Raw genomic sequence first — 13,453 nt, 5'->3', positions numbered from 1 at the left:
AAGATGACCCCAGAACTTACCGCTCTTGCCCTCGCTGGCCTCGTGCAAAGCGCACAATACTTGACCTATATGATTGCAGGGCAGCGCCAACTTGGTCGCAACGTCGCGATGGGAACGCGCGATCACGCGCCCGAATTATCTGGAAATGCGGCCCGTATTAAGCGCGCGCTGGACAACCATTTTGAGGGGCTGGTCATGTTCACCCTTGCGGTGGTTGTTGTCACGCTCGGAAATCAATCCTCCGTTCTCACGGCAACTTGCGCGTATATCTACGTCGTCGCGCGCATCTTATATGTGTTTTGCTATGTTTACGGGCTGACCCCTTGGCGTAGCTATGTTTGGTTCGCGGGCCTCGTTGCGACCATCACGATGATTATCGCAGCACTCATTCCCTAAACCCCTACATTCCAAGCTTAAACCGCTTAAGCTTGGCCAGAAACACACATTAGATTATTGAAATTCCTACCCAAGGAGAGACCCATGGCACATTATGATGCGATCGTTATCGGCAGCGGCCCCGGCGGCTATGTCTGCGCTATCCGCCTTGCCCAACTCGGCTTGAAAACCGCTTGCGTAGAGGGCCGCGACACTCTCGGAGGCACCTGCCTCAATGTGGGCTGTATTCCCTCCAAGGCCCTTTTGCATTCCAGCCACATGCTGCACGAAGCCGAACACAACTTCACAAAAATGGGCCTCATGGGCAAATCCCCTTCGGTCGATTGGCCCAAAATGAAGGCCTATAAAGAAGACGTTGTCAGCCAAAACACTAAAGGCATCGAGTTCCTGTTTAAGAAAAACAAAATCGACTGGATCAAAGGTTGGGGCAGCATTCCCGCCGCAGGCCAAGTCAAAGTTGGCGACGAGGTTCACACCGCGACATCTATCGTGATCGCAACGGGGTCCGAAGCCAGCAGCCTACGCGGCGTTGAAGTCGACGAAAAACGGGTTGTCACATCTACTGGCGCGCTCGATTTGGCCAAAATTCCACGCTCCATGGTTGTGATTGGCGCTGGCGTCATCGGGCTTGAGTTGGGGTCGGTTTACGCCCGCCTTGGCTCCGAAGTGACCGTAATCGAGTTCCTTGACGAAATCACGCCCGGTATGGACAAAGACGTTCAGAAAACGTTGAAACGGATTCTCGGCAAGCAAGGGTTGAATTTTGTCATGGGTGCGGCAGTACAAAATGTTGAAGCGTCCAAAACCAAGGCAAAAGTCACCTATAAACTGCGCAAAGACGACAGCGAAGTGAGCCTTGATGCAGACGTCGTTTTGGTTGCAACGGGCCGTCGTCCTTATGTCGACAATCTTGGCTTTGAAGCCCTCGGCGGCAAAATGACGGAACGCGGACAAATCGCGACAGGCACCCATTGGGATACAAATATCGCGGGCATTTACGCCATTGGCGACGTCATCGAAGGACCCATGCTGGCCCATAAAGCCGAAGACGAGGGCATGGCCGTCGCTGAGCAAATCGCAGGCAAATCAGGCCACGTGAACTATAACGTGATCCCCGGCGTGATCTACACGAGCCCCGAAGTGGCCAGCGTTGGCGCGACGGAACAGGTCCTGAAAGAAAAAGGCGTAAACTACAAAGTCGGCAAGTTCTCGTTCATGGGGAATGCCCGCGCCAAGGCTGTTTTCCAAGGCGAAGGTTTCGTAAAAATCCTTGCAGACAAAGACACCGACCGCGTTTTGGGCGCTCATATCATCGGCCCCGCTGCTGGCGACATGATCCACGAGATTTGTATTGCTATGGAGTTTGGCGCCAGTGCTCAAGACATCGCGCTCACGTGCCATGCGCACCCAACCTACTCCGAAGCTGTACGCGAAGCCGCACTGGCCTGTGGCGACGGTCCGATCCACGCCTAATCAGATGTACCCCGTCAATCAAAAAGGCAGCCCAGTGGCTGCCTTTTTGCGTTCTAGAGAGGACTAAACGCCCGTCTTGACGATATGAAGAGGAATGCTGAAGGACAGGACAAGCCCTAAGGCGCGCAGCCAGCTCAGACCGAAGATGGGCAAAATTCGGAAGCCATCGACCAGACAAGAAAACCGTGATCATCGGCGTCAAAAGGTTAGGACAGAAACCCCCTGCCCCTCCCGAAGTTACGCGGTGAAATAAAGGGTGTTTGCCAAGTTTTGCCCCGCAAACAGTACCCCCATAAAAGAAGCATACGTGCTTACGAAAATATTCCGAACAAATACAGAGGGCTGCCGTCTGGGACCTGAACGAATTCGGGTACAATCATAAGGATCGGAAAGGGGCCGAGCGAGCAAGGCTCACCAAAAACCGTTCTGGTCAGCGTTTCGGTCCCAAATGTTCCGCGAGAGAATTGCGCCGGTTGTTATCAAAACGATAAACAGGCTCTTGGTCATCGAGATAGCGAGGGGCGGCACATGAGAGGTTACGTTGTTAGAACATCTTAGAAAGCACGATTTTTGCGCGACGGATACTTGCGTTCAGGCGTGTCACGCAGGGGAGCCAACATGACGCGAAACCGAGGAAGGCGATTCACAACTTCCAGAAACGGGTAACACACTAGGAGAACAAGCGGCGCAACGGCGGTGAGGAAGGAGGCATGTCCGAACGTATACCCAAGAAGGTGACTGGCAAACATAATAATTATGCCACCGACTATCTTATCTTTGAGGGCATCCCGATATAGGTCGCCCTAATAAGGCGGGGGTGGCCATCAATATACCTCCGCTTGAAATATGGGTTGGCCACAGCCCAGAAAGGCTGTGGCCGCGCTGCTTAAGAGAAGAGCAAGCCGCCATTTATGTCGACGTTTGCACCCGTGATAAAGGAAGCTTCGTCGGACGCGAGGAATACGGCCAAGTTTGCAACCTCGTCTGGCGTGCCTTCGCGTTTCAAGGGGGTGATGCCAGCGACATGCGTACGCACTTCTGGCTTGGAGAAGATGTTGTGGAAATCAGTGTCGATCATGCCCGGACACAATGCATTCACGCGAACTTTCGGCCCAAGTTCTTTGGCCAAGCCACGGGTCAAGGTTGTCATCGCACCTTTGGACGCCGCATAAACTGCAGCACCCGGTCCACCACCATCGCGGCCCGCTTGCGACGCAATCGACACAATAGAAGACCCTTCATTGAGGAACGGAATGACTGCATTTACGGCGAGGAAGAACGATGTTGTGTTCAACTCCATAACCTTGTTCCAGTGCTCCAAAGTCATGTCCGCGATGGAAACACGCTTAACGATCCCGCCAGACACATGCATAAGTGTATCAACGCTTCCGTAAGCTTCAACGGTCGCCGCAACGAGCGCTTTTACTTCGTTTTGTTTGGTCATGTCGCCTTGCATTGCGAAGGCATTGCCACCCGCTGCTTTGATTTCAGCAACGGCTGAATCTGCACCTTCGGAAGATTGGAAATAGTTGATCGCAACGTTTGCGCCTTCTTTAGCCAAACGCATAACGCAAGCACGACCAATATCGCGTCCGCCGCCAGTTACAATCGCGGTTTTTCCTTTGAGATTCATAGTAAGCTCCTGTTATTCACCCAACATCGGGTGATTCCTTAGGCTTTCGCCAGTTTTTGGATGGTGATTTTAAACGCGTTTTCATCCGCGTCGGTGAAGTAAAAATCGCGATCATACCCTTGATCATCAAGGAAATGGAAAACCCGTTTTGGGGCCTCCATTGAATATGAAACAAGCAAAATTGCTATGCGATGACGTTTTTCTTTGGGGAATTTCACATAAAGGGCCGTCGAAACGGCAAGCCCGTCATCTTCGTCATTTGCATGGCACAGCCAATTTATGTCAACGACCTCGACGGCACCAATGCTGTCGACGAACACATAATAGCTGTCACACACGAAATAGATTTCGCGTTGAACCTTCGTCTTGGAAAGGTTGAAATGCTTATAGGCTTTGGCTGTATCTCCCTTGATATAAATGTGGTTTACCCGCTCTTCGGCTAAACCCGTGAGACAGAACGAGTTTTGGTCGCCGTGACTGTGGGAAATGGAGTCGTAAGGCGAGGACTTGAACACAAATTGAGTGTGCTCCTTCGGGTCGTCCATACGGTGCTGAATGGCGGCGCTGCGCGTATCCGAGCTGTTGGTATAGGCGCGGAAGTCACCCGTTTGTTGAATAAACGGACGCTGGTACAGGTCGATGCCAAAATAGGGTCTCACGAAATTTGCCGCATTTGTCAGATTAGCCATGCTCGGCATCCAATAATGCGGTCCTTCGGCCACCCCCCCTCGTTGTCGCCCCAAGGGGTATAGCTGGTCGAAAGGGAATTTATGGAAGGATCGAACCATTCTTTTGCTTCCGCCCCCTCGCCCCTCATCGTGATACAGGCAGGAATAGGCAAGGTGGAAACCGCGCACATAGCATGACTGTTGTAGGGAAAAGGCTGAATATTGGCGTGTGTGATAAGGTAGTCCGCCGTCTGACGGGTACGCTCAAGAAGGTGGTGACGGGCAAGGACACGCTCCTCCTCCGACTGCAAATCATGGAGCCAGTCAGAGCCCCAAACCAAGGCAACGGTACCGCGAAACGCCCACTCGTCGGTATAAGCCTGCGACGATGCGCCATCATTTTTCCACGTAAAGGCTGGCAATAGCCAATCTTTTACCCGCCGCAAGTAGGCGGGGTTTTCAAGAGCTTTTCCTGCGATGGGCAAGTGGCGAATGGCATAGACCATTTCTTGGCAGTCAATATTGGGTTGGCGCCAAACAGGCGGCATGCGTTGATCGTTTTCATAGCGTGAAGGCTCGGTCATGTTGTCGTGGTCCATCCCCCTCTTGGCGGACTTTTTAACGAACACATGCCATGAACAGTAGCTCGGGTCCTTGGCAACATCCTTCTTGAAGGTCGCTAGAATTCGCGAATTTATCCACAACCGACGGTGGCTAGCTTCCACCCCTCCATACAGCATCGTACGGTCAGAAAGCGGCACTTTGGTTTGGGTATCAATCGCTGTAAACGCGCGGATTTTGGACCAGTTCGCCTCAGTCTTACCCGCGGCTTCATCCCAGACATCGAAGCCCCAGAAATAATTCCCTGTATCCATTCCGGTGTCGAGGGTGAAAAATGTCCACGGAAGATTTTCGAAAAACTGTGTCTTATGCGCGATTTCCTGGCCAACGGACAACCAATTGAATCGGGGCTGATTTTCAGCGAGTTCACCTCCTTGGGCTGGTGAATATTGAATGTTCACCAGCCCCGCGCGCGAACGACCTCCACGGATAAAAAATTCGGGGTCAATCAAACCTTCGGCGTACCATTTAGAGTAGTTCTTGATGCCTTCCTTGACGCTGTTTTCCATATAGTCATGACAGATTTGATCATCATTGAGATAAAAATCGTTGTGGAAGTCCGCCCCAGATGTGTGGCCGTCCCACATTGTCACAAGGCGCTGCATTTCCTCCCGCTCACGGATAAAAACGGGAATTTCATCCTTGAGGCCGTTGCTATTGGGAACTTGAGCGCGAAACTCTGTCAAAATCGCATAAATTTCATCGACGTTCCGAGGAAATTCTAGGCCCAGTCTGTTGAAGCTTTCCGTGAGCGCTTGGCCACCAACATTGTCAGGAGTATCATCCGATGCGAGCATGATATTGAACGCACCTTGGGTCACGTTTGATGCGGCAGCGGTGGCCAATTCAATCGGCCAATTGTCATCATAGACGAATAGTTTTTTGTGGGAAAAAATATCCGATGAGATCGGTTCTTCCGACGCAAGGTACTCCCCCCCGCCAAAACAGGACCAGCTAGTCCGATTGCCGTAGACAATAACGCGGCCCCAACCATAGTATATTTCCGCACAAACATCAAATAACACGTTGATTTCATTTCATTCTTAACCCGCATACAAGAACACCTTTGTCGAAGGATTTCTGAATGAACGGGTAAACGATCAAAACCATAAGGATCGAGCAGACCATGACCGCGGCATTGACGGCTTCGAACGAAAAGGCGGATGTAAGCAAAACAGCCCCGAAGTCATTGTCGGCCTGAAGCTCTACAATAATTTTGCGCAAATTGGCTTGAACCGGCGACGTTTCTTCGTCGCGCACCAAGATCATCGCACGGAAAATCCCGTTCCACCGCGCCACGATACAGGACAGAGTGATCGTCGCGATTGCCGGTTTTGCAAGCGGGATGAACACTTTCCAAAGCCCTTGGAACACCTTGGTGCTACCCAAACGCGCCGCTTCCCCAGAGGAAGCAAGGAGTGCTTCAAAAAATTTGCGCAAAAGGGTAATGTTGAAAGCGTTCACAGCAAAACCGATGATGATCAGAAAGCTAAAATGCGAACCCCCAAAAGTGTAGATGAATGCATGCCCATAGCTGACCCAAAATGCCCGCTCGCTCAGGAAGCGCTCATAGGCAGCGAAGGTCATTTGTACGGGCGTTAACGTACCCTGTCCGGCAGGCCACGAACTGAGGGAAACCGCGAGGATATAAAGGGACAGATACAGGGTTGAGAGGGTAAAAACGAGCACCAGCGCCATGTTTAAATAGGCAAATGCTTTGTCGCCGCGAGAGTAAAGGTTCATGATTTTATCCTCACCACAATGAAGCGCGCGAAACGCGTTTTCTGACTGTAGGGGCAGTAGTAACAAGGACAAATGCGACGACAGCGTTGAACAGGCCCGCAGCGGCAGCCGCATCATATTGCGCCCCAGCAAGGCTCTGACGATAGATGAAGCTCGAAATCACATCGGAGATTTCATAAGCTGGGGGTTGATACAGCAGGAAGATAGACGCAAACCCGATCTCAAGAATATTGCCGATCCGAATAATCAACATGGCGAGGACCGTTGGCAAAATCGAACTAAAGCCGGCCTCTTGCTAAATACTAGAATGACGGTTGAGATAAAATGCGGCAAATACACGATGGTTTGCGCGGTTTTCTTCAGGCCAGGGATTACGAACTCGTTGAAAGCCAAGGCTAAGATGATCGTTATCGGGAAGGCAATCTGGAGGCCGTACATAGGTTTATACAAGAAAACCAGAAACCAAGTGACCGTAGGCGCAAGCAGCAGATATATTTGCCATTCCCGCCGTATGTGAAGACAAACCCACATCGTATTTTCAGAGAGTCGTCGCATAAACCGGCCCCTCTATGTGTTTTCAGGGAGGCCGATGGCACGGCCCGTTTTTATACCAAAAACTTTAATCCGAGACGTATCGACATAGAGTGCTTTGAGACGGGGAATTTCCCCATGCGTTTGAACTTTGGGCACGAAGGAAACATCGTCAACTTCCGAATGCCAAAGCGCTTCAGAGCCCAAGGTTTCCACCGAGTCCAACTCAATTGGCATGACTATACCACCACTGTTTTGCTCAATGCACCCATTGCACGTAACGACGATACAATCCGCCGAAGTTATGGCTTCGGCCTGATCGTGCGTCACGTATATGGAGGTCGCACCAAGACGTTTGTTAAGCCGTTTAAGCTCGATGCGCATTTGCGTCTGCAGCCTGGCGTCCAGATTTGACCGAAGTTCATCAAACAGAGAAACTTCTGGGCGGTGAACGATTGCACGCCCCATTGCAACAGGGTGTCTTTGCCCCCCAGAGAGGCCCGCTGGCCGCCGCTCAAAGTCCTCGATCAACCCAAGTGTCTCGCCAACAGCAGCGACGATTTCCTTACTTTCGCCCTTTGGCATTTTACGAATTTCGAGGCCAAACGCGATATTTTCTGCCACAATTGGGTGGAGGTAGAGCGCAGAGTTTTGGAAAACCATCGCCACATCGCGATCCTTGGGTTTGACCTTCAAATCGGTCCCGTGAACAGCTTGTATGGCGCCAAATTTCTCGACGATTTTGTTTAGTTGAACACCTAACAAATCTGCCTCCCAAACAACTCGTCGATTTCTATCGCCAACCTGCGCGGTAATTTCCACCCGTCTGGATCATCCTAGCGTTGCTACGCTTCTGGACGCATTTCAGGGTTCGGCGTTTGAAAAAACATAACGCCCAGCCTTACAACCTTCAATACAAATATTTACAAATAATCCGCGAAGAGAGAGAGGAATTCAATTCCTCAACTTTTTAACTAACAAAAACAAGGCGATAAAAGCTATACCCCCAGCGCCACCGACCAAACATTGCTACAATTATGCTCCTAAATCAAATGAATTTATAGATATGCGGCTGTAATTTTACAAATAAACAACCGAATAGCATCTCGTGGATGCGTCCCATCTACCGGCATTCGAAGAAATAGCCCAAAGCTGATTCGAACACTCTCAAATTCTTACAAACATATGGATCGAGGGGAAGGCCGTTAACTCGCCAATAGGCGCAACCCTTGGGTCACATCGGTGCGAATGGCCAGACGCAAGCCTGGCTCGTCCCCTGCACGCAGAGCCGCAACAATAAGACGGTGATTTCGTGGCGTCTCGGTACGGCGTAATTTCCCGTAGAGGGCGCGCATCGTTGGTCCAAGTTGAAGCCAAACAGTTTCCGTCATCGCCAAAATAGCAGGCGCTTGAGCACGTAAATAAAGCGTTCTATGGAATTCCAAGTTGGTGCGGATATAGCCAACGGCATCCTGTTTTGCGATATGTTCAGCAATTGAAACGTTGATGGTCTGCAAGCGTTCTATCAAGGCCATATGCGCACGTGGTAGCGCGCGACTTGACAATTCAGGCTCTAGCAGCGCCCGCAATGCGGCCAGCTCTTCGATCCGCTCGTTAGACAGTTCAGGCGTTGAAATCCGCCCAGATGAGGAAAGCGTCAACGCCCCTTCTGCCACCAAACGCCGCGCGGCCTCCCGAACGGGGGTCATCGACACGCCATATTCCGCCCCCAAACCCCGCAAGGTTAGCGACTGACCGGGCGCAAGCTCTCCATGCATGATCTTCGCCCGCAGGTGGCGATAGATTTGCTCGTGGAGGGCGTCATTTTGGCGGCTGTTTGTCTGCATAAAACCAATGTGATCACAAAACAGATCTACGTCAATCCGTGAAACGAAACTGATGCAATTCTTCGCCGTGAACACGCAGCCAATTGCGGGCTTCTTTATGGTTGGGGAAAATTCGCTGGACAACGGCCCAAAAATCAGCGGAATGGTTCATCTCTAAGCGGTGGGCCACCTCATGCGCCGCGACATAGCGCAATACGTAGGGTGGAGCCATAACGAGGCGCCAGCTGTACATCAATTTTCCGTCATGTGCGCAAGATCCCCACCGCGAACGTGTGTCGCGCAAGGAAATTCGCCCTAAGCTCACCCCTAAGTCGTAGGCGAATCCTTCGCTGGCCTCGGTCAAATCGACGCGCGCAGCAAGTTTTAGGAAGCTCGCGACCCGAATAGGCACCTTTTGCACCTCAATCGGCACATATATGGCCCCCTCGACGAATTTTGCCGCCCGCCCCCTGCCCTCAACGATGGGAATCTTGGCCCCACGGAACCACACCCAGCCGCCAATTTGGGGCACCAAATTTTCAGGACGCGCCACAAGATGGCCGCGGATCCAGTCCGCTTTTTCATATGCAAAAGCAATGGCTTCCCGCTCTTTTGCCCGCTTGGGCATCGTCAACGTCACCCGCCCGTCAAGGCGCGAAACACGCAGACTGAGCCTCTTGGCCTGCGCTGAGCGACGCAGGGTTACTTCAAGCTGAGGCTCGCCAGGTAATAATAGGCGGTCCATCGCCCCTCCAAGTTAACAAATCGTTTCACACTTCGTAAAAGTGTACGAGAAAAACCGCTTCTTACCCTTACTATCTTTAAAAGCCTTTGACACCCTATCCATGTTGTGGCAGTTGGCTTCAACTCTGAAATTCTAGATAGCTTGAAGGGGACAACCATGCCCAAAGAAGAATGGGGTATTAAACGTGTTTGCCCAACGACCGGCAAGCGGTTTTACGACCTAAACAATAAACCAATCATTAGCCCTTACACGGGTGAAGAAGTTGTTATCGACACCTCGTCGAAAGCACGCACCATGATGGCGGATAAGGCCGATGCCGAAACCGCGTCCAAAGATGCCGAAAAAGAAGAAGTTGTCGTTCTAGAGGATGATGATGAAGTTGATGAAGTTGATCTCGAAGATGACTTCATTGAGGACGACGACGATGACGACACTGTGCCTCTCGACGAGATTGCAGACGTCGCGGCGCCCGACGACGACAATTAATCTTTTGCGCGGGGATTTTTTCCCTTGATCTCCTCCCCGCGCTTACCTAAACAGCACCTCGCAACCCCTTGTTGCAGGATGGGGCCTTAGCTCAGTTGGTAGAGCGCTTGCATGGCATGCAAGAGGTCAGCGGTTCGATTCCGCTAGGCTCCACCATAGAATTTAGAAAATCTGCTATCGTTAGATTTCCCCCTAGTTTAGAGGATGTACGAAGCTTCGAACTGTTTCTGCGAAGACGTCGTCTCGTAGCCTGTCCCCTCTTACGCAGGGAGCATAAGCACGGGCGCTTCCTGAAAACACGCGGTTTATTGACAGGGCGCGCCGGGGGTCTTACCCAAAGGCAACCGAATGTTTTGCAGGAGCACAGGATGCCCGCCCACCAAAAATCTCTTGCCCTTGTGGCGCATGACGGCATGAAAGACGCGCTGATAGAATGGGCACGCCCACGGGTGGCGGAGCTGTCTAAGCATCGCCTATTTGCCACAGGGACCACGGGGGGGCGGCTGCATACGGAATTGGGGCTGGACATAACACTCCTCAAAAGCGGCCCTTTGGGGGGCGATGCGCAGCTTGGCGCTATGATCGCGGAGGAGAGGCTCGACGGGCTTGTGTTTTTTGTCGATCCTCTCTCGGCCCTACCCCACGATGTTGACGTAAAATCATTGCTGCGGCTTGCGATTCTGTATGACACGAACTTGGCTGTGAATAAAACGACGGCAGACGCGGTTCTGGCCCATTTTGACACTCCAAAATAACCCCACGAGGCAGACATGACACCAGAAACGCGCTTACGCGAAGATATTTGCACCATTGCCAAATCGCTTTTTGATCGCGGCCTCACCAGTGGGGCCAGTGGCAATATTTCCGCGCGCACCGAGGATGGCGGGCTTTTGGTTACGCCAACGGGGAGTTGCTTTGGCCGCCTTGATCCTGCGCGACTGTCGCGTTTTAATGCGCAATTGAGCCATATCGACGGCGACAAGCCAACGAAGGAAATGGCCCTCCACGAGGCCTTCTATGACACACGCGGCGCGAAGGCGGGGGCGATTGTCCATTTGCATTCCTGCCACTCTGTGGCGCTCTCTACCCTGCCCGACACCGACCCTGACAACATGTTGCCGCCGATCACCGCCTACGGGATCATGCGCCTTGGGAAAGTGGCCCTACTGCCGTATTTCATGCCCGGTGATCCGGCGATGGGCGGTGCCATCCGTGGGCTCGCAGGCAAGCGCAGCGCCGTCGTTTTGGCCCATCACGGCCCTGTGGTCGCTGGCAAGGACCTTGAGGCCGCAGCCAACGCGATGGAAGAATTGGAAGAAACCGCCAAACTCGCCTTGCTGACACGCGGCATGACGCCAAACCTTCTGAGCGAGGCGCAGATTCAAGGGCTGGTGCGCGAATTCGGCGTTGAGTGGGACTAGCCCGTTAAAACGCCAACGGGCCGCAACCATTTCTGGTGCGACCCGTTTTTTAATGTTCGCGCGTCACTCCATCAAAGACGGGAGAAACAGCGAGAACGACGGCACATAGGTAATCAAAATCAACGCCGCCAAAATTGCGATATAAAACGGCCAGATCGTCTTTAGACATTCTTCGATTTTGATTTTACCCACGGCACATCCCACAAAGAGACAGGTGCCAACGGGCGGTGTGCAAAGGCCGAGACCCAAGTTCACCAGCATCATGATGCCAAATTGCGTAGGGTCCATTCCCAAGTCGCGGGCGATGGGCAAAAAGATCGGTGTGCAAATCAAAATCAACGCTGCCATATCCATGATCATGCCCAAAACAAGCAGGATAATGTTGATCATGATCAGAATGACGATTTTGTTGTCAGAGATTGCGAGCAATAAGTCACTAAGCTTCATCGGCACCTGATAGAGCGCCAGAAGATAGGCAAAGGCCGAGGCAAAACCGATGAGGATCATCACCATAGACGTAGTTTTAACTGTGCTTATTACCGAAGTTTTCAGGCCCGCATAACTCAGCGAGCGATAGATCAGACCCGTCAAGACGAGAGCATAGATTGCGCCGAAAGCTCCAGATTCCGTAACGGTAAACACACCACCAAGAACACCACCGATAATGATAACTGCGGTAAACAGGCCCGGGATCGCAACAGCCCCCGTGCGGGCAACTTCGCCCCAACCGGGGAAAGGTTCAGCGGGATATTTATGTTTGATCGCGATAACATAGGCGGCAATGGCCAAACAGACACACATCAAAATGCCGGGAATAACACCCGCCAAAAACAGCTTATCAACCGCAATTACCCCACCTGAGGCAACCGCGAGAATAATCATATTGTGGCTGGGCGGAATAACGATGCCCGCAATGGATGAGGTGACCGTCACGTTAACCGCATAGTCTGGGCGATAGCCGCGCTCTTTCATCACAGGGATAAGGATCGAACCCAGCGCCGAAATATCCGCAATCGCTGACCCTGAAATCCCGCCAAACAGCATGGAGGAAAAGATATTCACCGAGGCCAAACCACCGCGTACATGCCCAACAAGGGTGGAGGCAAAGCGCACCAACCGGATGGCAATGCCGCCATGCATCATCACTTCGCCTGCAAGGACAAAGAACGGAATGGCAAGGAGCGGAAAGCTGGCGACGCCCGAAATCGTGCGCTGGAATGTGGTGACAAGGGGGAACCCTTCAAACCAAAACGCGCCCAATGCCGCAGCGCCCATGGCAAAAGCGACGGGCATGCCAATAATCACGCCCCCAAAAAATACGCCCAAAAGGATGAGCAAACCATATTCCATTATTCTAACCCCTCGGAGAGATAAGCTGCGCGTTTTTCGGGGTCACAAACCATAATCAAAAGACGCGATGCGGAAAAGAGAAAAACAAGTGCCCCACAGAAAACGGCCGAGCCTGTGCGTATCCCTTCGGGAACATTCAGCATGGGAAGCAATGTCGACCAGCCGAAAATCGTAAGTTTGACGCTATATATGAACATTGCCAAGCCAAGCCCCGCCACGATGAGATCGCTTAGGATAAGCAGGAAAACTTGAACTTTGGGCGGAGACATATCGCGAAACAGGGTGACGCCAAGGTGGCTTCTTGTGTGAATGCCCGCAGCGGCCCCAAGGAACGTAATATAACAAATCAACACAAGGGCCAGTTGCTCAACCCATGTCGGCGTGACGTTCAAAACATAGCGGCCAAAGACCAACCAGCCGAAGGTGAGAACCATCACGGTGACGGCAATCGCGCCTGTGACAATGCATATTTTACTGAGAGTGTTGTTGAAACGGATGAGGTTATCCGTCCATTTCCGCTGCTCGCTCATTTTCATCTCCCATAAAAAAAACGCGCCGAC

16 protein-coding genes and 1 tRNA gene are annotated in these 13,453 nt (G+C 52.1%); 6 read left to right on the top strand and 11 right to left on the bottom strand.

Features of this window, described 5'->3' with window-relative positions:
* Positions 1-3: 3 nt before the first annotated feature.
* Both RC74_RS09315 and lpdA read left to right on the top strand, forming a co-directional pair.
* Positions 4-396, top strand: a complete 393-nt coding sequence (locus RC74_RS09315; protein WP_039001427.1) for an MAPEG family protein — start codon at positions 4-6, stop codon at positions 394-396.
* 84 nt (positions 397-480) lie between these two features.
* Positions 481-1,869 (top strand): dihydrolipoyl dehydrogenase, encoded by a 1,389-nt coding sequence (gene lpdA / locus RC74_RS09310; RefSeq protein WP_039001428.1) that lies wholly within the window; start codon positions 481-483, stop codon positions 1,867-1,869.
* A 554-nt stretch (positions 1,870-2,423) separates the two neighbouring features.
* Here lpdA and RC74_RS09305 read toward each other — a convergent pair.
* The 9 genes from RC74_RS09305 to RC74_RS09260 all read right to left on the bottom strand — a co-directional run bounded on the left by RC74_RS09305 (position 2,424) and on the right by RC74_RS09260 (position 9,636).
* Positions 2,424-2,618, bottom strand: coding sequence for a hypothetical protein (locus RC74_RS09305; protein ID WP_039001429.1), 195 nt, complete (start codon positions 2,616-2,618; stop codon positions 2,424-2,426).
* Between the two features lie 137 nt (positions 2,619-2,755).
* Positions 2,756-3,502 (bottom strand): SDR family NAD(P)-dependent oxidoreductase, encoded by a 747-nt coding sequence (locus RC74_RS09300; protein ID WP_039001430.1) that lies wholly within the window; start codon positions 3,500-3,502, stop codon positions 2,756-2,758.
* 38 nt (positions 3,503-3,540) lie between these two features.
* Positions 3,541-4,191: a hypothetical protein gene (locus RC74_RS09295; RefSeq protein ID WP_062628189.1), complete on the bottom strand. Its 651-nt coding sequence runs from the start codon at positions 4,189-4,191 to the stop codon at positions 3,541-3,543.
* A complete protein-coding gene (locus RC74_RS09290) occupies positions 4,179-5,816 on the bottom strand; it encodes a DUF4962 domain-containing protein (RefSeq protein ID WP_062628188.1) in 1,638 nt (545 codons plus the stop codon). The genes RC74_RS09295 and RC74_RS09290 overlap by 13 nt, the downstream gene beginning before the upstream one ends.
* Before the next feature lie 7 nt (positions 5,817-5,823).
* On the bottom strand, positions 5,824-6,534 hold the full coding sequence (locus RC74_RS09285; protein WP_039001432.1) for an ABC transporter permease family protein: 711 nt from the start codon (positions 6,532-6,534) through the stop codon (positions 5,824-5,826).
* Positions 6,535-6,544: 10 nt separating this feature from the next.
* Positions 6,545-6,787 (bottom strand): hypothetical protein, encoded by a 243-nt coding sequence (locus RC74_RS22695; RefSeq protein WP_039001433.1) that lies wholly within the window; start codon positions 6,785-6,787, stop codon positions 6,545-6,547.
* Positions 6,788-7,101: 314 nt separating this feature from the next.
* Positions 7,102-7,830, bottom strand: coding sequence for an ATP-binding cassette domain-containing protein (locus RC74_RS09270; RefSeq protein WP_082802420.1), 729 nt, complete (start codon positions 7,828-7,830; stop codon positions 7,102-7,104).
* Positions 7,831-8,270: 440 nt separating this feature from the next.
* Positions 8,271-8,912 carry a GntR family transcriptional regulator gene (locus tag RC74_RS09265; protein WP_039001435.1) on the bottom strand — a complete coding sequence of 214 codons (642 nt, stop codon included), beginning with the start codon at positions 8,910-8,912 and terminating at the stop codon, positions 8,271-8,273.
* A 31-nt stretch (positions 8,913-8,943) separates the two neighbouring features.
* Positions 8,944-9,636 carry a M48 family metallopeptidase gene (locus tag RC74_RS09260; protein WP_039001436.1) on the bottom strand — a complete coding sequence of 231 codons (693 nt, stop codon included), beginning with the start codon at positions 9,634-9,636 and terminating at the stop codon, positions 8,944-8,946.
* A gap of 156 nt (positions 9,637-9,792) precedes the next feature.
* Here RC74_RS09260 and RC74_RS09255 point away from each other — a divergent pair, with 156 nt between their 5' ends.
* The 4 genes from RC74_RS09255 to otnC all read left to right on the top strand — a co-directional run bounded on the left by RC74_RS09255 (position 9,793) and on the right by otnC (position 11,543).
* Positions 9,793-10,122 (top strand): TIGR02300 family protein, encoded by a 330-nt coding sequence (locus RC74_RS09255; protein WP_039001437.1) that lies wholly within the window; start codon positions 9,793-9,795, stop codon positions 10,120-10,122.
* 80 nt (positions 10,123-10,202) lie between these two features.
* Positions 10,203-10,278 (top strand) — tRNA-Ala (locus RC74_RS09250).
* Between the two features lie 212 nt (positions 10,279-10,490).
* A complete protein-coding gene (locus RC74_RS22505; RefSeq protein WP_039001438.1) occupies positions 10,491-10,877 on the top strand; it encodes a methylglyoxal synthase in 387 nt (128 codons plus the stop codon).
* A 15-nt stretch (positions 10,878-10,892) separates the two neighbouring features.
* Positions 10,893-11,543, top strand: a complete 651-nt coding sequence (gene otnC / locus RC74_RS09240; protein WP_039001439.1) for a 3-oxo-tetronate 4-phosphate decarboxylase — start codon at positions 10,893-10,895, stop codon at positions 11,541-11,543.
* A gap of 63 nt (positions 11,544-11,606) precedes the next feature.
* Here otnC and RC74_RS09235 read toward each other — a convergent pair whose 3' ends face one another.
* Both RC74_RS09235 and RC74_RS09230 read right to left on the bottom strand, forming a co-directional pair.
* Positions 11,607-12,893, bottom strand: coding sequence for a TRAP transporter large permease (locus RC74_RS09235; protein ID WP_039001440.1), 1,287 nt, complete (start codon positions 12,891-12,893; stop codon positions 11,607-11,609).
* Positions 12,893-13,423 (bottom strand): TRAP transporter small permease, encoded by a 531-nt coding sequence (locus RC74_RS09230; protein WP_039001441.1) that lies wholly within the window; start codon positions 13,421-13,423, stop codon positions 12,893-12,895. Before RC74_RS09230 ends, RC74_RS09235 begins: the two co-directional genes overlap by 1 nt.
* Positions 13,424-13,453: the final 30 nt, after the last annotated feature.

It is taken from the genome of Falsihalocynthiibacter arcticus, assembly GCF_000812665.2.
In the GTDB taxonomy this organism is placed as follows: domain Bacteria; phylum Pseudomonadota; class Alphaproteobacteria; order Rhodobacterales; family Rhodobacteraceae; genus Falsihalocynthiibacter; species Falsihalocynthiibacter arcticus.
This window is presented reverse-complemented; position numbering and strand designations above follow the sequence as displayed.